This is a genomic window from Pseudodonghicola flavimaris (genome assembly GCF_030164425.1).
Taxonomy (GTDB): domain Bacteria; phylum Pseudomonadota; class Alphaproteobacteria; order Rhodobacterales; family Rhodobacteraceae; genus Pseudodonghicola; species Pseudodonghicola flavimaris.
This window is the reverse complement of record NZ_JASNJD010000006.1, coordinates 242499-265841: the sequence shown is the minus strand read 5'-3', so window position 1 is coordinate 265841 and position 23343 is coordinate 242499. Positions and strand designations below refer to the sequence as shown.

Here is a 23343-nt window from a genome sequence, read left to right as displayed (position 1 = left end):
AAGCGGGGAATGCCGGGCAGGGAGGGCAGATGCAATTCCGATCCCATATGGACAAGGCGCTGGAGGCGGCGCGCGCCGCCGGCGCCCGGGGCGAGGTGCCGGTGGGTGCCGTCGTGGTGGCGCCCGGCGGACAGGTGCTGGCGGTGGCCGGCAACCGCACGCGGGAGCTGAACGATCCCACCGCCCATGCCGAGATGCTGGCGATCCGGGCCGCCTGTGCCGCCATCGGGTCAGAGCGGCTGACCGGCCATGATCTCTATGTCACGCTGGAGCCCTGCGCGATGTGCGCCGCCGCGATCTCGGCGGCGCGGATCGCCCGGGTCTATTACGGGGCCTCCGATCCGAAATCGGGCGGCGTGGCGCATGGGGCGCGGGTGTTCTCGCATCCCCAGGCGCATCACAAGCCGGAGGTCTACGACGGTATCGCCGGCCGCGAGGCGGAGGCGCTGCTGCGCGATTTCTTCGCCGACCGGCGGGGATAGGCGGCGGTCCGGGGCACGTCGTGTGCGCGCGCGCCCCGGAAACCGTGGCGGTGCCTCAGACCTCGATGGCCTGCATCACCTCCGGCTCGACGATATCGACGCCCGGCAGCGCCTCCACCAGGGCGGCGGCGGATTGTTCGAGGATCGGGAAAGTGCGGTAATGCGCCGGGATCAGCGTCTTGAAGTTGAAATAGCGCTTGGCGGCATAGGCGACCTTGGCCATGTCCATGGTGAAATGGCCGCCCGCCGACAGGATGCCGAACTCGGGTTTGTAGTAATCGCCCATCCACTCCATATCCGCCATGATATCGGTGTCGCCGCTGCAATAGATCGTCTTGCCCTCGGCATGGATCATGAAGCCGGCCTCGGTGCCGCCGGCACGCGGACCTTCCGGCGTCCCCAGGGTGGAGGAATGCACCGCGTTGACCATCGACACCCGGGTGCCGCCCAGATCGACGGTGCCGCCCTTGTTGAAGCCGATGGTTTCGATGCCCTCGGCCTCGGCCCAATAGCTCATCAGATCGAACTGGCCGACCAGTGGCACCTCCAGTTTCTTCGCCAGGCCGATGACATCGGCGGCGTGATCGAAATGCGCATGGGTCAGCAGGATATGCGTGGCGCCCTGGGTGGCGGCCTCGTGGCTGTCTTCCGGCAGCATCGGGTTGCCGGTGAGCCAGGGATCGAGCAGCAGCACCTGCGTGCCGGTCTCGAACCGGAACGAGCCATGGCCGAGCCAGATGATTTTCATGGATGTCTCTCCTCAGTGATCGTCGGGACGATCCTAGCACGGCGGAGGGCGATGACCACCGTCTGAGCGCGGCGCGGTCTTGCCTCGGAGGCGCGATCTTGCCACCCTCTCGCCGGGGCAGCGGAGGAACGGATGCGGCTGACGGACCCGGTCGACAGCTATTGCGAAAGGCTCGATCCCGGATATTGGGCCGAGCCGGTCAATGCGCTGACCAATCTCGCCTTTTTGCTGGCCGCCGCGGTGATGGCGGCGCGGTTGCGGCGGCAGCCGGTGCCGCTGGGCCGGGCGCAGGCGGGGATGCTGGCCGTGGTGGGGCTGGGCAGCTACCTGTTTCACACCCATGCGCAGGTCTGGGCCGGGATCGCCGACATGCTGCCAATCCTCGGGTTCATTCTTCTCTATCTCTATGCGGTGAACCGGCATGTCTGGGGGATCGGGCGCTGGGGCGCATTGGCGCTGACGGCGCTGTTTCTGCCCTATGCCGCCCTGCTGGCGCCGGTCTTCGGACGGCTGGGGATGGGCAGTTCGGCCGGTTATGCGCCGGTGCCGCTGCTGATCCTGCTCTATGCGCTGGCGATTCGGCACCGGGCGCCGGCGATCGCGCGGGGCTGGGCACTGGGAGCAGGGGTGCTGATTGTCTCGCTGGGGTTCCGGATGCTGGATCAGCCGCTCTGCGGGCTCTGGCCGCTGGGCACCCATCCGATGTGGCATCTGCTGAATGCCGCGATGCTGGGCTGGATGATCGAGGTCTACAGGCGGGCGCTGATCCCCGGGGCCGCCAGGCAGGGCTGAGCTGCAGGGCCGACCGGCGGATCAGGAGGCCACGGCGGCGGGCCGGTCGTCGATCGGCGGCACGAAGCGGTGCAGGCAATCCACCAGGTCGATGAACCTGCAGGGCTTCTCAAGGCAGCCGTCCATCCCGGCCTGAAAATAGCTCTCCTTCTGGTCGGCCATCACGTTGGCCGACAGCGCGACGATCGGGGTGTGCCGGTTGGGGCCGTCGCCGGAGCGGATCTCCTGCGTCGCCTCGATCCCCGATTTCCGTGGCATCTGGATGTCCATGAACACCAGGTCAAAGGTGTCGCGGTTGGCGGCCAGCACCGCCTCGGCGCCATCGCCGGCCACCACCGGGGTGATCCCCAGCCTTGCCAGGAACTTGCGGGCGATCAGCTGGTTGGTCTTGTTGTCTTCCACCAGCAGGATACGGGCATGCCTGTAGACGGCGTTGCTGGCGGTTGCGGGAATCTCGATCTTCTCGCTGGGGCGGCGGCCCTCGATCAGCGGGAAGGTGAACCAGAAGGTGCTGCCCTTGCCGATCTGGCTGTGCACGCCGATCTCGCCGCCGTGCAGCTCGGCCAGGTGGCGGGCGATCGACAGGCCCAGCCCGGTGCCGCCGTAGTGGCGCGCGGTGGAATTCTCCGCCTGTTCGAACTGGTTGAAGATACGCTGCGCCGCCTCATGGGTCAGCCCGATGCCCTCGTCGCGCACCGCGACCTGCAGATGCTGGGTTCCGGGCATGCGGGCGACCCGCACCTCGATGGTGCCGCGGTCGGAGAATTTCACCGCGTTGCTGACGAAATTCATCACGATCTGCGACAGCCGGTCCGGATCCCCCACCAGATACAGCGGCACATCGGCGCCATAGCTGGCCCGCAGGGCGATACCTTTTTCTTCCGCCAAGGAGGACAGGGCGGAAAACACGTTGGTCACCAGGTCGTCGCGGCGGAACACCCGTTTGTCCAGTGTCAGCCCGTGTTCGGTGATGCGGGCGAAATCGAGGATATCGTTGACGATCCGTAGCAGCGACTGGCCGGATTTCTCCGCCGTCTGCAGCAATTCGCGTTCCTCGTCGCGCTGCATGTGATCGGACAGCAGCTGCACCGCGCCCAGAACGCCGTTCAGCGGGGTGCGGATCTCGTGGCTGACATTGGCCAGAAAGAAGGATTTCGCCCGGTTGGCTGCCTGCGCCTCCTGCCTGAGCCGGTCGAGATGGGTCATCGTCTGTTCGATCTCGCGCATGAAGATATAGGCGCCGGCACCGGAGAGGGCCATCACATTGGCCAGAATCAGCGCCTGCCAGGGCGGGACGGTCAGAGTGCCCAGAACGATCACATTGGTCAGGGAGACGACGGTGATCAGCACGCCCGTCCGGGTGCCGAACAGCAGCGTGCCCAGCGGCGGCAGGGCACAGAGATAGAGCGCGGCACCCCACAGGTGGCCCTGCGGCGACAGCGCCTGCAGGTTGATGGTGACGAAGACAACGGCGGTCAGCACCCACATGGCGGCGGTGGCGGTGCCGCGCCAGGCGATCAACAGCGGCGGGATCAGGTAGAGCAGCGTGCTCCACAGGCTCCAGTAGGCGCGCAGGGGAGAGATCGCCAGCATGCTGTGAAAGGCGGTCAGCGTATCGAACAGATTGGCGCAGACCCCCAGCAGCGAAAAGCCGACGATGAAGCGGCGGCGCGCCGTCTCCAGCCGGTTGTCGGGGACGTCCTCGGGCCATATCAGATGGACCGCGGCGGCGAAGGCCTGGCTGAGGGACTGGGAAAACTGAACCATGGGGCACCGAACAGAATCACGTTTCCTCCACCATGCCGCCTGATGGTTGAGACATCGTTAGCTGATTCTCCCCCGTCGCATTCTGCCTCCGGCGACGCGCGCAGACTTGAAGGCGGCGCTGTGGGGCGGTAAACGCCGCACTGGAAAAGCAAGGGGTTCCTCATGTCGATCGACGAAAGCACCGCCGCCCGCGTGGCGAAGCTCGCCCGGATCCGGGTCGAGGAGGATGCGCTGCCCGCGCTGGCCGCCGAGTTCAACACCATCCTCGGCTTCATCGAGCAGCTGAACGAAGTGGATGTCGAAGGGGTGGAGCCGATGACGAGCGTCACGCCGATGCGGCTGAAGCGGCGCCAGGACGCGGTGACCGACGGCAACCAGCAGGATAAGGTGCTGGCCAACGCGCCCGACGCGCGTGAGGGCTTTTTCGCGGTGCCCAAGGTGGTGGAGTAAGACATGAGCGATCTGAACAAGCTGGGCCTGGCCGAGGCGCGCGACGCGCTGCGCAAGGGCGATGTCACCTCGGTCGAGCTGACCGAAGCCTGCCTGGGCGCGATCGAGGGCGCCGGTGCCCTGAACGCCTTTGTCCACAAGACCCCCGAACTGGCGCTGGAGCAGGCCAAGGCCGCCGACGCGCGCCTTAAGGGCAGCGAAGAGGCGCCCGCCATGTGCGGCCTGCCGCTGGGCATCAAGGATCTCTTCTGCACCAAGGGGGTGCCGAGCCAGGCGGCGAGCCGCATTCTGGAAGGCTTCCTGCCGCAATATGAATCGACGGTCACCCAGAACCTGTTCGACGCCGGCGCGGTGATGCTGGGCAAGCTGAACATGGATGAATTCGCCATGGGCTCGTCGAACGAGACCTCGACCTATGGCGATGTGATCAGCCCCTGGCGGCGCGGTAACGAGGACACGGCGCTGACGCCGGGCGGGTCCTCGGGTGGTTCCGCCGCCGCCGTGGCGGCCGATCTCTGCCTGGCGGCGACCGGCACCGATACCGGCGGTTCGATCCGTCAGCCGGCCGCCTTCACCGGCACCGTCGGCATCAAGCCGACCTATGGGCGCTGCTCGCGCTGGGGCATCGTCGCCTTCGCCTCCTCGCTCGATCAGGCCGGGCCGATGACCAAATCGGTGCGCGATGCCGCCATCATGCTGGGCGCCATGGCCGGTCACGATCCGAAGGATTCCACCTCTGCCGACATCCCGGTGCCGGATTTCGAGGCGATGCTGACCGGCGACATCAAGGGCAAGAAAATCGGTATCCCGAAGGAATACCGGATGGAGGGCATGCCCGCCGAGATCGAGAAGCTGTGGTCCGATGGCGCCGCGATGCTGCGCGATGCCGGCGCCGAGATCGTCGATATTTCGCTGCCGCACACTAAATACGCGCTGCCGGCCTATTATGTGATCGCCCCGGCCGAAGCCTCGTCGAACCTCGCCCGCTATGACGGGGTACGCTATGGCCATCGCGCCACGCTGGGTGCCGGCGACGGCATCACCGAGATGTATGAGAAGACCCGCGCCGAGGGCTTCGGCCACGAGGTGCAGCGCCGGGTGATGGTGGGGACCTATGTGCTCTCCGCCGGCTTCTACGACGCCTATTACAACCGCGCCCGCAAGGTCCGTACGCTGATCAAGAAGGACTTCGAAGACGCCTTCGCCGCTGGCGTCGATGCGATCCTGACCCCGGCAACGCCCTCGGCCGCCTTCGGTCTGGGTGAGATGCAGGACACCGACCCGGTCAAGATGTACCTCAACGACGTCTTCACCGTGACCGTCAACCTGGCCGGCCTGCCGGGGATTTCGGTGCCCACCGGGGTCGACGCGCAGGGGCTGCCGCTGGGGCTGCAGCTGATCGGCAGGCCCTGGGAGGAAGGCGATCTGCTGAACACCGCCTATGCGCTGGAAGCCGCCGCCGGTTTTGTGGCCAAACCTGAGAAATGGTGGTAAAACGCCGTCCAATAAGACCAAGAACGGCAGGACGGCAGCCATGCGTTTCACCTATGTGGCCCTGATTTTGGGCGGTCTCAGCGCCTGTGCTCCGGCGGTTCCCGACAGTGCCGCCGGGGTTGGCTTCAATTCACCCGAGGCGCAGCGCGCGCGTGAGGCGCAGCTGGCCGGGGCCGCGGCATCGGTCGCGGCGCCGGCGGCGGTATCGTCGCAACCGCTGGCTGCCGCGGGGACGATGCCCGCCCAGCAACTGGCCCAACAGCCGGCCCAGCAGCCGGTGGGGACCACGGCGATGGGCGCCTACACTCCCGGCAGCACCGACAGCGCCGAGGATATCGCGCGGGAAACCGCCGCGGCCCTGGCGGCGGCCAATGCCAATTCCGGGGTGATGCCGGTGCAGGCCAGCCCGGAAAACCCGGCGCCGCAGGCGCTCAGCAATCCCGGTATCTCGGACGAGAACGATTTCCAGGCGGTCTCCAGCCGCGAAAGCATCCAGAGCGATGCCGAGCGGATCGCGCGCAACAAGGCGCTCTATCAGGAGGTCGAACCGACCGCTGTGCCGCAGCGCACCGGCGACACCGGCCCCAATATCGTGCGCTATGCGCTCAGCACCCGGAACCAGAAGGGCCAGCCGATCTATAATCGCGGCGGGCTGAAACTGGCCGGGCGGACCGAGCGGAACTGTGCCAAGTACGGATCCGCCGATCTGGCGCAGATGGCGTTTCTGGAAAAGGGCGGGCCTGAGCGCGACCGGATGGGGCTCGACCCCGATGGCGACGGATTCGCCTGTGGCTGGGACCCGGCCCCGTTCCGTCAGGCGGCGCAGGCCGCGGGGAACTGAGTGACGCCGATCTGGCAGCCGTCGCCCAATTTCGGACCGCGTCGGGACGGGCTGCGGCCTGAGCTGATCGTGATCCATTACACCGCGATGAACAGCGCCGCCGCGGCGCTGGAGCGGCTCTGCGATCCGGCGGCCGAGGTGTCGGCGCATTACCTGATCGGCGCTGACGGCAGGCTGTGGCAGATGGTGGAGGAGGCGGCGCGCGCCTGGCATTCCGGGGCCGGCAGCTGGCGCGGGCAGGGCGATGTGAATTCCCGCTCCATCGGCATCGAGCTGGACAATCGCGGCGATCATCCCTTTTCGGAACCGCAGATGCGGGCGCTGGAGGCGCTTTTGCCCGGGCTGATGCGGCGCTGGGGCATCGGGCCCGCGGGGCTTATCGGTCACTCCGACATGGCGCCGGGGCGCAAGCGCGATCCTGGCGCGCGGTTCGACTGGGCCCGGCTGGCGCGGCAGGGGCTGGCGCTGCGGCATCGCCCCGCCGATGGCGGCGCCCCGACGGAAGCGCGGTTCAGTGCCCTGGCGGCGGCGGCGGGCTATCCGGTAGAGGGGGGCTTCGCCGATCTGCTGGAGGCGGTGCGCCACCGGGTGCGGCCCTGGGGGCGGGGCCCGCTGGCGCGGGCGGATATGGATGCCTTGGCCGGGCTGGTGGCGGCGCAGGCCGCGGTGGCCTGACCCCATGGGCCTTTTTCGGCGTCTTTTCCGGGCGCCGCGCGGTTGCCGTCTCAGTCCCCATTGACGCGCGCCCCGCATCGCCCTTATCTGCGCCTCGCGCGGAGGACCGGACGGCCGCGGCGGCCCTGTGGTCGTCGAGGAAAGTCCGGACTCCCTGAAGCAACGGTGCCGGGTAACGCCCGGGCGGGGCAACCCGACGGAAAGCGCCACAGAGAACAGACTACCGCCCTCCGGGGCGGAAAAGGTGAAACGGTGGGGTAAGAGCCCACCGCGCCCCTGGCAACAGGGGCGGCATGGCAAGCCCCACCGGGAGCAATGCCGAATAGGACCCCCGCGCGGGCTGGTCTCCTGGGGCTTCCCCGGGGAAACCGCCGCTAGGCCCGCTTCAGCCGAGAGGGGTCGGGTTGGCAGCAGGAGGCGCGGAGCGATCCGCGTCCCAGAGGAATGGTCGTCGACGGGGGCAACCCCTGAACAGAATCCGGCTTACAGGTCCTCCGCGCATGATCGCCCTGCAGCCGTTGGCAGGGGAATTTCGCCCTGCACCGGCTGCAGGGCCGCGATCTCCGGGGAAATCGGAAATCGCGGTTGACTCCGGGCCAGACCTGAGTAAAAGGCAGGCTTCATGAGATTTCTACGGGCGCGGCTGTGCCCGGCGCAGGAGAGACCAAATGGCGAAGCCGACCACCATCAAAATCCGCCTGAACTCGACCGCAGGCACCGGCCACTTCTATGTGACCAAGAAAAACGCCCGCACCATGACCGAGAAAATGGCGGTGCGGAAATACGACCCGGTTGCCCGCAAGCACGTCGAGTACAAGGAAGGCAAGATCAAGTAAGATCGCCTGATTTGACCGGATCGACCGGATGCAAGGGCCGTGCGCAAGCGCGGCCTTTTTGCATGCGGCTTCGCCACCGTCCGGATGCCGCGCCGGTGGCGCCGGAGCGGCGGCGCTTGTCATCGCGGCCGCGATGCCGCACTCTCGCGCAAAGCCAACCGATCCGTCGCAAGAAGGGCCGCCGATGCACCGCCTTGTTCTCTCCGCCTCTGCGCTCTGCCTGCTGCTCTCAGCCGCTGCGACTGCGGCGCCGCAGGGCGTGGGATTGGCCAGGTTGGGGGCAGAGTCGCGGGGCGGGGCAGGTGGGGCGTTGTCCACCGCCCGGCCGCTGAGCTCGATCGCGGCGCTGGCGGCGCGGCCGACGGTGCGGTTGTCCGCGGCGGCGGCAGGGCATGAGGCGATGGCGGGGGCGGCGATTGCCCATGGCGGCCGCGATGCCGCCACGGCGCTGCCGGTCAGCCTGCGCGGCGTCGATCTGATGTTGAGCGTGGTCGAGGTCAACGCCCGGCCCATCGCCGTTCTGCGGCTGCCGCAGGGCCAGCGGGGCCGGCTGATCGCCTCGGCCGGGCCGATCGCGGCGGCGGTGATGCCGCGGGTCACCGGCTGTCTGACGGCCGGGCCGGCCGTGGTGCGCAGCCGCCCGCGCGATGCCGCCGGCATCGCCGTCCCGCTGGATTGCCGCTGACACCAGGGGAGCCGTTGTCCCCTGCGGGCCGGGGCATCAGGGACCGACAGACAGACGCCAAAAGAAAAGGGCCGGTCGCGTGACCGGCCCTTCTGCCATATCGGATGCCTGTGGCGGCTTATTCGCGGTTGCCCAGCAGCTGCAGCAGGAACATGAACATGTTGATGAAGTCCAGGTAGAGGTTCAGCGCGCCCATGATGGCGGCCTTGCCCAGCCATTCCTGATCGCCGGAATGGGCATGCTGCAGGTAGACGCCCTTGATGTTCTGGGTGTCATAGGCGGTGAGGCCGGCGAAGATCAGCACACCGATGATCGAGATCGCGAACATGATCGCGGGCGAGCCCAGAAAGATGTTGATGATCGAGGCGACGATCAGGCCGATCACGCCCATCATCAGGAAGGTCCCCATGCCCGAGAGGTCCTTCTTGGTGACATAGCCGAACAGCGACATGCCGGCGAAGGCGATCGAGGTCACCAGGAACACCTGCGCGATCGAGAAGCCGGTGAAGGCGACGAAGATCCAGCTCAGGCTCAGGCCCATGACGGCGGCGAAGACATAGAAGAACAGCTGCGCGCCGGCGGCGGACAGGCGGCTCAGCGCGGCGCCGAAGGCGAACACCATGATCAGCGGTGCGAACATCACCACCCAGCCCAGGATATTCGGGCGCAGGGTCAGCGGATCGCGGAAGATGCCCAGAAGATCGGGGCTGGAGCCCACGGCCCAGGCCACCAGAAAGGTCAGCAGCATGCCCACGGACATGGTGCCGTAGACCTTGTTCATATGAGCGCGGAGGCCCTCGTCAATCTGGGCGCTGCGGGCACCGGCAGTCGTCCTGATCGTGTTGAATTCAGCCATTGATGGTCTCCAATAAAATCCTGTTGGTCGCGTCCCTTCACGGGGGAGCGGCGATTGCCTCAGAATATTGGAGGACCGGGGTTCTATTTCAAGGATTTAGGACGCAATTTCCGCAACTTCACCGCGCGGCGGCGGTCCGGCTGCGCATCGAATCGCGAGCGAATCGGGAGCGAACCGGACGCTGCGTCAGAGAATCGGCCGATGTGGCCGCCGGGCGGCGGCGTAGGGGCGACGAAAAGGCCGCGCATCCGGGTCTGGATGGCGGCCTATCGGTCCCGGTCGGCGGCGGGACGGCGGGCATGGTCCGGGGAGGGAGCCGGGCCCGTTTGGGGAGGGCGCATTCAGCAGCGCCAGCTTTCCGGGGCGTCCCAGAACGGCCGGCTGGCTTCGGCGCGGGCCTGGCTGCGGCTGATGCCGATGTCTTCCAGCGCGCGGTCGTCCAGCTTGATCAGGGCGCGGCGCTGCCGGTGGACGCTGATCATATGGGCGAGACGGGCGATCAGGGCGGGACGGCTCCGGCGGCTGCGGCTCGAAAGGGTGATGAAGGCCATGTCACAATTCCTTTCCATATCTGTGATGTGTTCTGGTCGGTCTATCAAACTTCTTGATCTATATGAGCCGCTGTGGTTCATTTTGAAAACGAATGTTTTTGATTTGAAGCATCAGGATTTGTGATCATGCGGAATCTCGATATCACCACGCTGCGCTCCTTCGTCGCCGTGGCGGATACCGGCGGCGTCACGCGGGCGGCCGGTTTCCTGCATCTGACCCAGTCGGCGGTGTCGATGCAGCTCAAGCGGCTGGAAGAGCTTCTGGGGCTCGAGCTGCTGGATCGCTCGGGGCGGGGGATCGCGCTGACCGCCTCGGGCGAACAGCTGTTGTCCTACGCCCGGCGCATGGTGGCGTTGAACGACGAGGTGATCGCGCGGCTCACCGATCAGGCCTTCGAGGGCGAGGTGAACCTGGGCGTGCCGCATGATATCGTGCACCCTGTGATCCCGCGGGTGCTGCAGCGCTTCGCCGCCAGCTTTCCGCGGGTGAAGGTGAATCTGATGGATTCCAGCACCCGGCGCCTGAAGGAAGGGTTTTCGCGCGGCGCCTATGATCTGATCCTGACCACCGAGACCGACGCGGGCGAGGGCGGCGAGACCATTCACCAGATGCAGCTGCGCTGGGTGGGGGCGCGCAACGGTTCGGCCTGGCGGCAGCGGCCGCTGCGGGTCGCCTTCTGCCGGCACTGTATCTTCCGTGGGCCGGCGACTGCGGCGCTGGATGCCGCCGGTATCGTCTGGGAAATGGCGGTGGACAGCGAATCCGACCGGACCATCGAGGCGACAGTGAGCGCCGATCTCGCGGTGACGGTGCTGCTGGAAGGCACCGAGCCGTCGCACCAGGAGCTGATCGACCACGGTGGCAGCCTGCCCAGACTGCCGATCCAGCAGATCAACCTCTATGGGGACAAGGCGCCGAATTCGCCGCTGGTGGCGGAACTGGCGGCGCTGATCCGCCAGAACTTCAACAATCTGGGCGGCAGCAGCGCGACGCTGCGCGCGGTCTGCTAGGCGGCGGGCCCGGCGCCGCCCGGGGTCACAGGGTGATCACCACCTTGCCGGTGGATCGACGGTCGCGCAGCAGTGCCAATCCCTCTTCCACCCGGTCGAGCGGCAACACGTTGCTGACATGGGGGGTGAGCCGCCCCTCCAGATACCAGCCGGTCAGCGTCCGGAGACTTTCGGTCAGCGCCGCCGGGCGGAACTTCAGATAGCCGCCGATGTAGAACCCGATCACGGTCAGGTTCTTGACCAGCAGGTGATTGGCGGGGATTTGCGGCACCTCGCCGCTGGCGAAGCCGATCGGCAGCAGCCGCGCCTCCGGGTTGCAGGCGCGGAAGGCGGCTTTCCACAGATCGCCGCCGACCGCGTCATAGACGACATCGGCACCGCCCAGATCCAGCACCCGCTGGCGCAGATCCTCTCCGGCATCAATCAGGTGATCGGCGCCGGCGGCGCGGGCCACGGCCAGCTTGTCGGCGCCGCGGGCCTGGGCGATGACGGTGGCGCCCATCAGCTTGCCGATCTCCACCGCGGTCAGACCGACGCCGCCGGCGGCCCCGGTCACCAGCAGGGTTTCGCCCGGCTGCAGGCGGGCGCGCTGATCCAGCGCCATGTGGCTGGTGCCGTAAGCGATCTGGAAGGCGGCGGCGTCCTCGAAGGACATCTGGTCGGGAATCCGCGCCACCCGGGCGGCATCGAACACGCCGAATTCGGCCAGCCCGCCATGGCCGCAGTAGACCGCAACCCGGTCTCCGCGGGCAAATCCGGTCACCCCTTCGCCCAGCGAATCAACCACGCCGGCGATCTCCATGCCCGGAACAAAGGGCGCAGGCGGGGTGTCCTGATAGGTGCCCTTCTGCATTAGCAGGTCGGCGAAATTCAGTCCGCAGGCGCGGATTGCGACGCGGATCTGCCCCGGGCCGGGCTCAGGGCAGGGCAATTCCGTCAGCCGCCCGGGGGCGCCGATGGTTTCTATTTGGTAAACACGCATGGTTTTCTCCCCTCAATTTGAAGGACATAAGGGGAAGTCCGATCAAAACTGTCAAATCCCCTCTGGGCCCCGCCGACCGGTCTGCCGGCCGCTGCTCCCCTGGCTTCGGAGGTGTCATACAACCACAGGGAAATGTTACTGACTTACTAGTCAACTATCTTGCACTCTGAATAAAAGCTCGTACAATTTTAACGCGGGTGCGAGAAGGCGTGCTGTCAGGGAGGGGTGCTGCACGAAATGTCGCTGATGCAGGGAGGCGAGCCGGGAGACCGTTCGGCCGGCTCATAATAAGTATAACGCAAGGAGACCGCCCATGACCCATCCCGTTGACGTACATGTGGGTAAACGGGTCCGCCATCGCCGTTGGCTTGTGGGGATGACCCAGCAGCAATTGGCCGAAAAGGTCGGGATCAAGTTCCAGCAGATCCAGAAATACGAAACCGGTGCCAACCGGATCAGCGCCTCGCGGCTGTGGGATATCGCCGATGCCCTCGACGTGTCGGTGAGCTTCTTCTTCGAAGGTCTTGACGATACCGACAAGACGGCCGAGGGCAAGGCCAGCGCGATCCCGGCCGATCTGATGGGCGACAAGGAAGCCCTGGATCTGATCCGCTCCTACTACGCCATTCCGGAAAACCAGCGCCGCCGCCTGTTCGAACTGGCCCGTGTGCTGAGCGACGTGGCCTGACAGTCCAGGCATCGGATGCGGCGCCCCTGTGAGCGGGGCGCCTGCCGCTTGCATCCGTCGCGGTCCCGTGTCACCTGAGCCGGTATGACCGACCCCCGTTTCCCCGATCCCCGAACGCTCAGCGATATCGATGTCGCGCACCGTCTGGCCGACGCCGCGCGCGAGGTCATCCTGCCGCATTTCCGCCGTGCCGATCTGACCGCCGACAACAAGGATGCCGACGGCTTCGACCCGGTCACCGTCGCCGACCGCGCGGCGGAGGAGCGGATGCGGACGCTGCTGGCACAGTACCGCCCCGAAGATGGCATCCTGGGCGAGGAATTCGGCCCGACCGCGGGGCAGAGCGGGCGCACCTGGGTGCTCGACCCGATCGACGGCACCCGCGGCTTTCTCTGCGGCACCCCGACCTGGGGGGTGCTGATCGCGCTGTCCGGTGCCGCCGGCCCGACGCTGGGGATCATCGATCAGCCCTATACCGGGGAGCGGTTCATCGGCAGCCCTGAGGGTGCGCTGTTGCGCACGGCGGCGGGCGACCGGCCGCTGCGTACCCGCTCCACCGCCACACTGGAGGAGGCGCTGCTTTTCACCACCTTCCCCGAGGTCGGCACACCCGAGGAGCGCGCCGGGTTCGAGGCGGTCTCCGCCCGGGCTAGGCTGACCCGCTACGGCATGGATTGCTACGCCTATGCGCTGCTCGCCGCCGGTCACATCGATCTGGTGATCGAGGCCGGGCTCAACCCCTATGACGTGCAGGGCCCGATCGCGGTGATCGAGGCCGCCGGCGGTGTGGTCACCGACTGGCAGGGCGGGCGCGCCGATCAGGGTGGACGGCTTGTGGCTGCGGCCAACCCGACGCTTCATGCCGCAGCGCTGGAGATCCTCTCCCGGGTCTGACCCGGGGCGTCCTTTCGTGGCGCTCTCCCGGGGATTGCAAACAGGGATGGCTTTGGCTAAGGACAGGCCGCGCGCCGAGTCCTTTGCCCGTATTCTGTCGGCGCCTCTGTCACACTTCGTCACCGAAACGGGCCAGACCGGAGTGTGCGCATGCCTGAAATCCTGATCCGTAATGCCTGTTCCATCCTGACCATGGATGACGATCGCCGTGAACTGGCGGGCGAGGACATCCTGATCCGCGACGGGGTTATTGCCGCCATTGGGCCCGGCCTCGCCACCACGGGCGAGGTGATCGAGGCGCGGGGCTTCGTCGTCACCCCGGGTCTGGTGAACACCCATCATCACCTCTACCAGAGCTTGACCCGCGCGGTGCCCGGCGGTCAGGACGCGCTGCTCTTCGGTTGGCTGAAGACGCTCTATCCGATCTGGGCGCGCTTCGGCCCGGAGGAGGTCCATGTCTCGGCGCTGACGGGCCTGGCCGAACTGGCGCTCTCGGGCTGTTCGCTGACCTCGGATCACCTCTATCTCTACCCTAATGGCGCCCGGCTCGACGATACCATCGCCGCCGCGGCCGAGGTCGGACTGCGGTTCCAGCCTACCCGTGGCGCGATGAGCATCGGCGAAAGCGCCGGTGGCCTGCCGCCTGACAGCCTGGTCGAAGCGGAGGCAGCGATCCTGGAGGACTGCATCCGCGTGGTCGATGCCTTCCACGATGCCGCCGAAGGGTCGATGTGCCGGGTCGGCGTCGCCCCCTGTTCGCCCTTCTCGGTCAGCCGCGACCTGATGCGCGAGGCGGCGCTGCTGGCGCGCGACAAGGGGGTGATGCTTCACACCCATCTGGCGGAGAATGCCGAGGATGTCGCGTATAGCCTCGAAACCTTCGGCTGCCGTCCGGGCCAATATGCCGAGGATCTGGGCTGGACCGGGCCGGATGTCTGGCACGCCCATTGCGTGAAGCTCGACGCCGGGGAAATCGACCTCTTCGCCCGCAGCGGTACCGGCGTCGCCCATTGCCCGTGTTCCAACTGCCGGCTCGGCTCGGGCATCGCGCCGGTGCGCGCGATGCGCGATGCCGGCGTGCCGGTGGGGCTCGGGGTCGACGGCTCGGCCTCGAACGACGGCGGTAACCTGATCCTCGAGGCGCGCCAGGCGCTGCTCTTGCAACGGGTCAGCCGCGGCGCCGATGCGATGAGCGCCCGGGAAGCGCTGGAGATCGTCACCCGTGGCGGTGCCGATATTCTCGGCCGGCCCGACTGTGGTCGCATCGCCCCGGGCAAACGCGCCGATCTCGCGCTCTGGGATGTGACGGGGATCGACAGCGCCGGCAGCTGGGACCCGGCGGCGCTGCTGCTGGCGGGGCCGGTGCGGGTGACCCATCTGCTGGTCGAAGGCCGCCAGGTTGTGCGCGATGGCCAGCTGACCACGCTGGACCTGCCCAGGGTGATCGCGCATCAGTCCCGGCTGGCCCGGGCGCTCATGGGCTGAGGCTGCCGGGGGCTCTGTTCCTGCCGCGCCGGGCAGCGCCCCCCATGCCCAGACGTCAGGATTTGACCCGGCGGCCGCCGATCCAGACTTCGGCGACGGCGCGGTCGTCGCCCATCATGATGGTGGGAAAGATCGCCTCCCAGAGATCCTCCGCCTCGGCCTCGCGCTGGGCGATGGCCGGGGTCGACGCGAGGTCGAGCACCACCAGATCGGCCTCCATTCCCGGGGCGATATTGCCGATCTTGTCGTCCATCCGCAGGGCGCGGGCCGATCCCACCGTCGCCAGCCACAGCAATTGGGCGGCATGCAGGGAATGGTGCCGCAGATGGGCGATCTCATAGGCGGCGGCCATGGTCCGCAGCATCGAGAAGCTGGAGCCGCCGCCGGTATCGGTGGCCAGGCCGATCCGGTGGCCGGCGGCCATCAGCCCGGCCATGTCGAAGAGGCCGGAGCCGATGAAGGTGTTCGAGGTCGGGCAATGCACCAGCGCGGCGTCGAGTTCGCGCAGCCGGTCCTTCTCGCGTGGCTCCAGGTGGATCGCATGGCCGTAGACCCCGTTGGCCCCCAGCAGTCCGAAGGCCTCGTAGGTATCGAGGTAATCGCGCGCCTGAGGGAAGAGCTCCCGCACCCAGGCGATCTCGTCGGTCTGTTCGCTCAGGTGGGTCTGCATCAGGCAATCGGGATGCTCGGCCCAGAGCGCCCCCATCGCCGCCAGCTGTTCGGGCGTCGAGGTCGGCGAGAAGCGCGGCGTGATGGCATAGGAGATCCGGTCGACCCCGTGCCATTTCTCCAGCAGCGCCTTGCTGTCGTCATAGGCCGATTGCGCGGTATCGCGGAGCCCTTCGGGGGCGTTGCGATCCATGCAGGTCTTGCCCGCCACCACCCGCTGGCCGCGCGCCTGCGCCTCGGTGAAGAAGGCCTCCACGCTCGCGGGGTGGATGGTGCAGAAGGAACACATGGTGGTGGTCCCCTCCGCCGCGGTCAGATCCAGATAGCGGGCGGCCAGGTCGGCGGCATGGGCGGGATCGGCGAAGCGCATTTCCTGCGGGAAGGTGTAATGGTTCAGCCAGTCGATCAGCCGCTTGCCCCAGCTCGCGATCATCGCGGTCTGCGGGTAATGCACATGCGGGTCGACGAAGCCCGCCAGAATCACCCGCTGGCCATGCGATACGAGTTCCGCCTGCGGATGGGCGGCGCGCAGGTCGGCGGCGCGGCCGGTGGCGGCAATCCGCCCGTCGCGGATCAGAACGGCCTCCGTCACCACGGTGGCGGCGGTCGGGTCGCCCTCGAAGGGCGAGCGGGCAAAGGACAGCACCTGCCCGGTCAGCAGGGTTTCCTGCGTCATCTGTCACCTGTTTCTGATGATCTCATGTCAGGACCAGAGTAGAGTTCGGCGGCTCAGGGGTAAATTACAGCATTCGCATTGTTTTCCGGTAGCAGCTTCTTCTATTTTGCGGCCAATCTTACACAAGGGGCGGAGCATGAGCACAGGCGACGATCAGGCCGAGACCGAACCCCCCCGGGAGGAGGAGACCGCCGATCAGCCCTATTCGCTGGATCGTCGGGCCATTGCCGCGATCCTCTATGCGGTGGATGTGGAGGACCGCGATCAGTTGATCGCGCTGATGGAGCCGTTGCACGCGGCCGACATCGCCGACCTTCTGGAACAGATCAACGCCTATGACCGGGCCCGGCTGATCCGGCTCTATGGGCGCGAGTTCGACGGCGACATCCTGTCGGAGCTGGACGAGGGTGTTCGCGAAGAGGTGATCAGCCTGCTGCATCCGCAGGTGTTGGCCGAAGCGGTGCGCGATCTGGACAGCGACGATGTCGTCGATCTGGTCGAAGATCTGGAAGAGCCGCAGAAGGCCGAGATCCTCGGCGCGCTGGAGGCCTCCGACCGGCTGGCGGTGCAGCAGGCGCTGACCTATCCGGAGAATTCCGCCGGCCGTCTGATGCAGCGCGAGGTGGTCTTCGCGCCGGAGCACTGGAATGTCGGCCAGGCCATAGATTACCTGCGCAGTTCCGAGGAGCTGCCGGAACAGTTCTATCACATCGTGCTGGTCGATCCGCGGATGCGGCCGGTGGCCAATGTCACCCTGGGCAAGCTGATGGGCTCGCGCCGCGACGTGAAGCTGGGCGAGATCGCCGAAGAGGTGTTCCAGGTCATCCCGGTGGAGCAGGACGAGGCCGACGTCGCCTATGCCTTCAACCAGTATCACCTGATTTCCGCCCCGGTGGTGGATGGCGACGGCCGGCTGGTCGGCGTCATCACCATCGACGATGCGATGATCGTGCTGGACGAGGAGAACGAAGAGGACATCCTGCGTCTGGCCGGGGTGGGCGAGGAAAGCTCGCTCTCCGACCGGGTGATCGACACCACCCGGCGGCGGATCCCCTGGCTGATCGTCAACCTCGGCACTGCGGCGCTGGCGGCGCTGGTGATTGCCCAGTTCGAGGAGACCATCGCGGTTCTGGTGGCGCTGGCGGTGCTGATGCCGATCGTCGCCTCGATGGGCGGCAATGCCGGCACCCAGTCGCTGACCGTGGCGGTGCGCGCCATCGCCACCCGCGACCTGACATCCTCCAACGCCTGGCGGGTGATCCGGCGCGAGATGCTGGTGGGGCTCCTGAACGGGCTGACGCTGGCGATCCCGCTGGGGGTGCTGACCGGGCTGATCTTCTCGGCGCCGCTGCTGGGGGTGGTGATCGGCACGGCACTGATCATCAATCTCTTCGTCGCGGCGCTGTCGGGGGTGGTGGTGCCGATCCTGCTGGACAAATTCGGGGTCGATCCGGCGCTGGCCTCCGGTGTCTTCGTCACCACGGTCACCGATGTGGTGGGCTTCTTCGCCTTTCTCGGGCTGGCCACCGTGGTGCTGTTGTGACCGATCTGGCGGCGGCCAAGGCAGCGGCGCGCAAGGCGGCCTTCGCCCGACGCCGGGCGGCGCATGAGGCCGGCGGGGCCGGGCGCGCCGGTGTGCTCAGCTCGGTTCTCGCCGGGTATCGCGGTGTGCCGCTGGCCGGCTACATGCCGATCCGGACCGAGATCGATCCGCGTCCGGCGATGGCCGAGGCCGCGGCCCACGGGCCGGTCGCGGTGCCGGTGATCGTGGCCGAGGCCGCGCCGCTGCGCTTCGCCCTCTGGGAGCCGGAGGCGGAGATGGTCGCGGGGGCCTTCGGGGCGGCTGTGCCGGCCCGGCCGGAGTATGTCGAGCCGGAGATCCTGATCGTGCCGCTGGTGGCTTTCGACGCCGCCGGCAATCGCCTGGGCTATGGCGGCGGATTCTACGACCGCACGCTGGAGGCGCTGCGCGCCCGCCGTGCCACGCTGGCGATCGGCTTCGCCTATGAGGCGCAGGCGGCCTTGGACCTGCCGCTGGAACCCACCGACCAGCCGCTCGACCTGATCGTGACAGAGCGGCGGGTGATCGACCTCAGGCGCCGCTGACCGGGGCCGCGGTGCCGATGGAACGGGCATCGGGGCCGGACGGGGGCGGGACGGGTGGCGGTGCTGTCGGGTTTGATTTTGGGATATCGCCACGGCAGGGGATACTGGGGGCGTTTGGTCACAAGTTTCCTGAGGAGGGTTTCATGACATCCCCGTTCGATATCTGGGCGCCGATCATCCGGGCGCCGTTTTCCGGCGACGTCACTCAGGAGATCGTGCCGCGGGTCTTCTCGCCCGATATCCAGGGCGTGCCGGAGATCGAGGAGAAGGTGCAGACCGAGGTGGCGAGCTATGGCAAGCAGCTGGGCAAGGTGCTGGAGGCGCTGGAGACGTTGGGCAAGAACGCCGGGGTGCCGCTGCCGGACATCGACAAGCTGATCAAGGGGGTCGAGGCGGTCAAGAGCCAGAGCGCCGAGGCGCTGAAGGCGGAGGCCGAGGCCGCCCTGGCCCGGCTGCGGGCGGTGGACGAACCCGCCTGGCGCGGGCTGCTGCGCGCCTCCGAGGCCTCCGAGGCGTCCGGGACCCGCCCGAAGGGCTGAGCGCCGTGGCGTCGGGGCCAGGGGGCGGACCGCGGCCCTTGCTCTTGGCGCCGCCGCACCCTACCAAGCGGATATGAGACTTCTGTACCTCGGTGACGTGATGGGCCGCGCGGGCCGCACGGCGATTGCCGAACATCTTCCGCGCCTGCGCAGCGACTGGCGGCTGGATTTCGTCGTGGTCAACGGTGAAAACGCCTCCAACGGCATGGGGCTCAGCGGCGAACATGCCAAGGGCATCTTCGACGCCGGTGCCGATTGCGTCACACTGGGCGATCACGCCTTCGACCAGAAGGACATGATGCAGGCGATCGAGCAGGACAGCCGCATCGTCCGGCCGATCAACTTCGCCAAGGCCGCGCCCGGCCGCGGTCACCGGCTGTTCAACGCCCCCGGCGGTCGCAAGGTGCTGGTGACCCAGGTGCTGGGGCAGGTGTTCATGAAACGCGCCTTCGACGATCCGTTCTCGGCGCTGGAACCGGTGCTGAAATCGCATCCGCTGGGCGGGCTGGCGCAGGCGGTGATCGTGGACATCCATTGCGAGGCGACCTCGGAGAAGATGGCGATCGGCCATTTCTGCGACGGACGCGCCAGCCTGGTGGTCGGGACCCATACCCATGTGCCCACCGGCGACGCGCAGATCCTGCCCGGCGGCACCGCCTATCAGACCGATGCCGGCATGTGCGGCGATTACAATTCGGTCATCGGCATGGACAAGGCGGAACCGATGCGTCGCTTCATCACCGGCATGCCGAAATCGCGCTTCACCCCGGCACTGGGCGAGGCGACGCTGGCCGGCGTTTTCGTCGACACCGACGACCGCACCGGCCTGGCCCGACAGGTGCGCATGGTCCGGGTCGGCGGCCGGCTGGAACAGGCGGCCCCCTGACGCGACCTATGGCCGCGTTTTGCCGCAGCCCTGCCCGAAACCGGGGCAGGGCCCCGCGCCGCCGCATAGGAAGCGCTTGCTCCCCCCGCCGCAATCGGAGAAAGTGGGCGGCGGTCTCAAGGGGCCGGGATTGTCGGGATACTGATAGCTGCACATGCATTTTTTCCAGCTGACCGAGACTGGCAGTGCCATTCTCACGCTCGCCATCGTTGCAGGTATGTTCGTGATGTTCCTGCGCGAAGTTTTTCCGACCGAAGTGGTCGCCATCGCCGGGGTGGCGATGATGCTGATCACCGGGGTGCTGCCGTATCAGGCGGGGCTGGCGGTGCTGTCGAACCCGGCGCCCTGGACCATCGCGGCGATGTTCATCATCATGGGGGCGCTGGTGCGGACCGGTGCGCTCGATGCCTTCACCAATCTGGCGCGCAGCCAGGCGCAGACCCGGCCGAAGATGGCGGTGGGGCTGCTGATGGGCTTCGTGCTGGTCGCCTCGGCGGTGGTATCGAACACGCCGGTGGTGGTGGTGATGATCCCGGTCTTCATCCAGATCGCCCGCACACTCGATATCGCGCCGTCCAAGCTGCTGATCCCGCTGAGCTATGCGGCGATCCTGGGTGGGACGCTGACGCTGATCGGCACCTCGACCAACCTGCTGGTGGACGGGGTGGCGCGCAGCAACGGCATGCAGGCGTTCTCGATCTTCGAGGTGACGCCGCTGGGGCTGGCGCTGGTGATCTACGGCATGATCTATTTGCGCTTCATCGCCCCCCGGCTGCTGCCGGACCGGACCAGCATGGCCAGCCTGCTGAGCGACAAGTCGCGGATGAAGTTCTTCACCGAGGCGGTGATCCCGCCGGAAAGCAACCTGATCGGCCGCGAGGTGCTGGGGGTCCAGCTGTTTCAGCGCGACGGGGTGCGGCTGATCGACGTCGTGCGGGGCGACCAGTCGCTGCGCCGCGATCTTCAGGGCGTGACCCTGCAGGTCGGCGACCGCGTGGTGCTGCGGACCCGGATGACCGAGCTGCTCAGCCTGCAGCGCAATAAGGAGCTGAAGCGGGTCGACCAGATCTCGGCGGTGGAGACCACCACGGTCGAGGTGCTGATTTCCCCCGGCTGCAAGATGATCGGCCGCAGCCTGGGTGCGATGCGCCTGCGCCGCCGCTATGGTGTCTATGTGCTGGCGGTGCATCGCCGGAACCAGAACATCGGCCGCCAGCTGGACGATCTGGTGGTGCGCGTCGGCGATACGCTGCTGCTCGAAGGGGCGCCGGGCGATATCCAGCGGCTCGCCGCAGAGATGGAGATGGTCGACGTCTCGCACCCCTCGGCCCGGGCCTTCCGCCGGGGGCATGCGCCGATTGCCATCGCGGCGCTGATCGGCATCGTGGCGCTGGCCGCCTTCGGCGTTGCGCCGATCCTGTTCCTGTCGGTGCTGGCCGTTGCCGCGGTGCTGGTGACCCGCTGCATCGACGCGGATGAGGCGTTCTCCTTCGTCGACGGCCGGCTGCTGGCGATGATCTTCTCGATGCTGGCCATCGGCGCGGCGCTGGACCATTCCGGCGCGGTCAAGCTGGTGGTGGAGACCGTGTCCCCGGCTCTGGGGATGCTGCCGCCCTTCCTGGTGGTCTGGGCCATCTACCTGCTGACCTCGATCCTGACCGAACTGGTGTCGAACAATGCCGTCGCCGTGGTGGTCACCCCGATCGCCATCGGGCTGGCCCAGGCCATGGGGGTCGATCCGCGGCCGCTGGTGGTGGCGGTGATGATCGCGGCCTCGGCCTCCTTTGCGACGCCGATCGGCTACCAGACCAATATGCTGGTCTATGGGCCCGGCGGCTACAAGTTCACCGATTTCATGCGGGTCGGTATCCCGCTGAACCTGACCGTGGGCATGCTGGCCTCGGCGCTGATCCCGCTGATCTGGCCGCTCTGACAGACGGAACGCCCGGACCCGGGGCCGGAGCGGGGCATTTTCCCCTCGGCCCGGGTGCAGCCGCTTTGCTAGCCTGCGGCGCAGGACCGGAGGGGAGAGACCGCCATGACCCGATATGACCTGAAGATCGCCGGGCTGATCGCGGCGCTGGTCGTGGTGATCGGGCTGGCGTTGGGCTATGGCGCCGGGCTGATGCTGGGCGGCCGCGGCGATCTGCCCGGTGCACCGCCTGAGACGCCGGCCGCCTTTGCCGCCGCGCCGGCGGAAGAGGGGACGGCGGACCGGCTCGCCAATCCCGCCGGCGGCACCCTGCCGGGCTATCACGACGTCTATGTCAACGATTATGCCGGTCTGCTCGATCCCGCGGCGGAGCAGCGGCTCCGCGACGAGATGATCGAGCTTTACGACCACACCGGCATCGAGATGACGGTGCTGACCATCGACAGCCTCAGCGACTATCACCACTTCGGACCGATCGAGCCCTTCGCGACGGCGTTGTTCAACGCCTGGGGCATCGGCAATGCCGGCCGCAACGACGGGGTTCTGGTGCTGGTCTCGTTGTTTGACCGGCGCATGCGGATCGAAATCGGCGCTGGCTACGATGCCGCCTGGGACGACCGGATGCAGCGGGTCATCGACGAGGGGTTCCTGCCCGATTTTCGCGACGACCGGTATCAGGCCGGGATCGAAACCGGTGTGCGCGAAACCATCTTCGAGCTGACCGGCCGCTATCCCGGCACCTATGACACCGGGCTGTTGCGGCAGGGATGGAGCTGGATTTTCTGGCAGCTCTCCGGGCTCGGCGGCTGGCTCTGGGCGGTGGTCGCGGTGCCTCTGGCGGCCACCGCGCTGGCGCTGCGCCGCTATCTGCGCCTCAGGCCTCGGCCCTGTTCCAACTGTGGCAGCCTGATGCACCGTCTGGGCGAGGCGGCCGACGATGCCCATCTGGACGGCGGTCAGCGGCTGGAGGAATTCCTGAAATCGGTGGATTACGACGTCTGGGCCTGCGACAGCTGCGGCCAGATGGATATCCACCGCTATCGCAACTGGTTCTCGGCCTTCGGCGCCTGCCCCAAATGCGGCTATCACACGCTGAAGACCCAGACCGAGGTTCTGGTGTCCGCGACCACCTCCAGCACCGGCAAGAAGCGGCTGACCTACGATTGCCGCAACTGCGGCTATCACGACACCGAGCTGCGGACGATCCCCAAGGTATCCAAGAGCTCGTCCGGGTCGGGGCGATCCTCCTTCGGCGGCGGTTCGTCCTCGGGCGGCGGCGCCAGCGGCAGCTGGTAGC

General features: G+C 67.4%; 24 protein-coding genes and 1 other RNA gene. 19 read left to right on the top strand and 6 right to left on the bottom strand.

Going from position 1 to position 23343, the window contains the following annotated elements; translation table 11 throughout:
• Positions 1-29: 29 nt before the first annotated feature.
• A complete protein-coding gene (locus QO033_RS10715) occupies positions 30-482 on the top strand; it encodes a nucleoside deaminase (RefSeq protein WP_284480957.1) in 453 nt (150 codons plus the stop codon).
• Between the two features lie 55 nt (positions 483-537).
• On the opposite strand, the gene QO033_RS10710 is transcribed toward QO033_RS10715, so the two are convergent.
• Positions 538-1230 carry a metal-dependent hydrolase gene (locus QO033_RS10710; RefSeq protein ID WP_284480956.1) on the bottom strand — a complete coding sequence of 231 codons (693 nt, stop codon included), beginning with the start codon at positions 1228-1230 and terminating at the stop codon, positions 538-540.
• Positions 1231-1362: 132 nt separating this feature from the next.
• On the opposite strand from QO033_RS10710, the gene QO033_RS10705 reads away from it, so the two are divergent.
• The gene (locus tag QO033_RS10705; RefSeq protein ID WP_284480955.1) at positions 1363-2022 is read left to right on the top strand and encodes a ceramidase domain-containing protein; all 660 of its coding nucleotides are present in this window, start codon (positions 1363-1365) and stop codon (positions 2020-2022) included.
• A gap of 21 nt (positions 2023-2043) precedes the next feature.
• Here QO033_RS10705 and QO033_RS10700 read toward each other — a convergent pair whose 3' ends face one another.
• Complete coding sequence (locus QO033_RS10700; RefSeq protein WP_284480954.1) at positions 2044-3789, bottom strand: ATP-binding protein; 1746 nt, start codon at positions 3787-3789, stop codon at positions 2044-2046.
• Positions 3790-3951: 162 nt separating this feature from the next.
• Here QO033_RS10700 and gatC point away from each other — a divergent pair, with 162 nt between their 5' ends.
• From gatC to QO033_RS10665, 7 genes are all read left to right on the top strand, one after another.
• Complete coding sequence (gene gatC, locus QO033_RS10695; RefSeq protein ID WP_284480953.1) at positions 3952-4239, top strand: Asp-tRNA(Asn)/Glu-tRNA(Gln) amidotransferase subunit GatC; 288 nt, start codon at positions 3952-3954, stop codon at positions 4237-4239.
• Between the two features lie 3 nt (positions 4240-4242).
• Positions 4243-5733 (top strand): Asp-tRNA(Asn)/Glu-tRNA(Gln) amidotransferase subunit GatA, encoded by a 1491-nt coding sequence (gatA, locus tag QO033_RS10690; RefSeq protein WP_284480952.1) that lies wholly within the window; start codon positions 4243-4245, stop codon positions 5731-5733.
• 40 nt (positions 5734-5773) lie between these two features.
• Entirely contained in the window at positions 5774-6574 is an 801-nt protein-coding gene (locus QO033_RS10685; protein ID WP_284480951.1) for a hypothetical protein, read from the top strand.
• Positions 6575-7249, top strand: a complete 675-nt coding sequence (locus QO033_RS10680; RefSeq protein ID WP_284480950.1) for an N-acetylmuramoyl-L-alanine amidase — start codon at positions 6575-6577, stop codon at positions 7247-7249.
• A 98-nt stretch (positions 7250-7347) separates the two neighbouring features.
• Positions 7348-7751: RNase P RNA component class A (gene rnpB / locus QO033_RS10675), an RNA gene on the top strand.
• Between the two features lie 166 nt (positions 7752-7917).
• Positions 7918-8085, top strand: a complete 168-nt coding sequence (gene rpmG, locus QO033_RS10670; RefSeq protein ID WP_028093607.1) for a 50S ribosomal protein L33 — start codon at positions 7918-7920, stop codon at positions 8083-8085.
• A gap of 184 nt (positions 8086-8269) precedes the next feature.
• Complete coding sequence (locus QO033_RS10665; RefSeq protein ID WP_284480949.1) at positions 8270-8770, top strand: hypothetical protein; 501 nt, start codon at positions 8270-8272, stop codon at positions 8768-8770.
• A gap of 118 nt (positions 8771-8888) precedes the next feature.
• Here QO033_RS10665 and QO033_RS10660 read toward each other — a convergent pair whose 3' ends face one another.
• Entirely contained in the window at positions 8889-9626 is a 738-nt protein-coding gene (locus QO033_RS10660) for a Bax inhibitor-1/YccA family protein (RefSeq protein WP_284480948.1), read from the bottom strand.
• A gap of 341 nt (positions 9627-9967) precedes the next feature.
• The gene (locus QO033_RS10655; protein WP_284480947.1) at positions 9968-10177 is read right to left on the bottom strand and encodes a DUF1127 domain-containing protein; all 210 of its coding nucleotides are present in this window, start codon (positions 10175-10177) and stop codon (positions 9968-9970) included.
• A 126-nt stretch (positions 10178-10303) separates the two neighbouring features.
• Here QO033_RS10655 and QO033_RS10650 point away from each other — a divergent pair, with 126 nt between their 5' ends.
• Positions 10304-11188: a LysR family transcriptional regulator gene (locus QO033_RS10650; RefSeq protein ID WP_284480946.1), complete on the top strand. Its 885-nt coding sequence runs from the start codon at positions 10304-10306 to the stop codon at positions 11186-11188.
• 25 nt (positions 11189-11213) lie between these two features.
• On the opposite strand, the gene QO033_RS10645 is transcribed toward QO033_RS10650, so the two are convergent.
• Positions 11214-12170: an NADPH:quinone oxidoreductase family protein gene (locus QO033_RS10645; protein ID WP_284480945.1), complete on the bottom strand. Its 957-nt coding sequence runs from the start codon at positions 12168-12170 to the stop codon at positions 11214-11216.
• Between the two features lie 313 nt (positions 12171-12483).
• Here QO033_RS10645 and QO033_RS10640 point away from each other — a divergent pair, with 313 nt between their 5' ends.
• The 3 genes from QO033_RS10640 to QO033_RS10630 all read left to right on the top strand — a co-directional run bounded on the left by QO033_RS10640 (position 12484) and on the right by QO033_RS10630 (position 15237).
• Complete coding sequence (locus QO033_RS10640; protein WP_284480944.1) at positions 12484-12858, top strand: helix-turn-helix domain-containing protein; 375 nt, start codon at positions 12484-12486, stop codon at positions 12856-12858.
• Positions 12859-12942: 84 nt separating this feature from the next.
• Positions 12943-13752 (top strand): histidinol-phosphatase, encoded by an 810-nt coding sequence (hisN, locus tag QO033_RS10635; RefSeq protein ID WP_284480943.1) that lies wholly within the window; start codon positions 12943-12945, stop codon positions 13750-13752.
• Positions 13753-13902: 150 nt separating this feature from the next.
• On the top strand, positions 13903-15237 hold the full coding sequence (locus QO033_RS10630) for an 8-oxoguanine deaminase (protein WP_284480942.1): 1335 nt from the start codon (positions 13903-13905) through the stop codon (positions 15235-15237).
• Positions 15238-15292: 55 nt separating this feature from the next.
• Here the strand turns inward: QO033_RS10630 and guaD are convergent, their stop codons facing one another.
• Entirely contained in the window at positions 15293-16582 is a 1290-nt protein-coding gene (gene guaD, locus QO033_RS10625) for a guanine deaminase (protein ID WP_284480941.1), read from the bottom strand.
• Between the two features lie 136 nt (positions 16583-16718).
• On the opposite strand from guaD, the gene mgtE reads away from it, so the two are divergent.
• From mgtE to QO033_RS10595, 6 genes are all read left to right on the top strand, one after another.
• The gene (gene mgtE, locus QO033_RS10620) at positions 16719-18125 is read left to right on the top strand and encodes a magnesium transporter (RefSeq protein WP_284480940.1); all 1407 of its coding nucleotides are present in this window, start codon (positions 16719-16721) and stop codon (positions 18123-18125) included.
• Positions 18122-18688, top strand: coding sequence for a 5-formyltetrahydrofolate cyclo-ligase (locus QO033_RS10615; RefSeq protein ID WP_284480939.1), 567 nt, complete (start codon positions 18122-18124; stop codon positions 18686-18688). The genes mgtE and QO033_RS10615 overlap by 4 nt, the downstream gene beginning before the upstream one ends.
• Before the next feature lie 143 nt (positions 18689-18831).
• Positions 18832-19227 (top strand): hypothetical protein, encoded by a 396-nt coding sequence (locus QO033_RS10610; RefSeq protein WP_284480938.1) that lies wholly within the window; start codon positions 18832-18834, stop codon positions 19225-19227.
• Between the two features lie 73 nt (positions 19228-19300).
• Positions 19301-20113: a TIGR00282 family metallophosphoesterase gene (locus QO033_RS10605; protein WP_284480937.1), complete on the top strand. Its 813-nt coding sequence runs from the start codon at positions 19301-19303 to the stop codon at positions 20111-20113.
• A 154-nt stretch (positions 20114-20267) separates the two neighbouring features.
• Positions 20268-22046, top strand: coding sequence for an SLC13 family permease (locus QO033_RS10600; RefSeq protein WP_284480936.1), 1779 nt, complete (start codon positions 20268-20270; stop codon positions 22044-22046).
• A gap of 105 nt (positions 22047-22151) precedes the next feature.
• Positions 22152-23342 carry a TPM domain-containing protein gene (locus tag QO033_RS10595; protein ID WP_284480935.1) on the top strand — a complete coding sequence of 397 codons (1191 nt, stop codon included), beginning with the start codon at positions 22152-22154 and terminating at the stop codon, positions 23340-23342.
• The last annotated feature ends 1 nt before the right edge of the window (position 23343 follow it).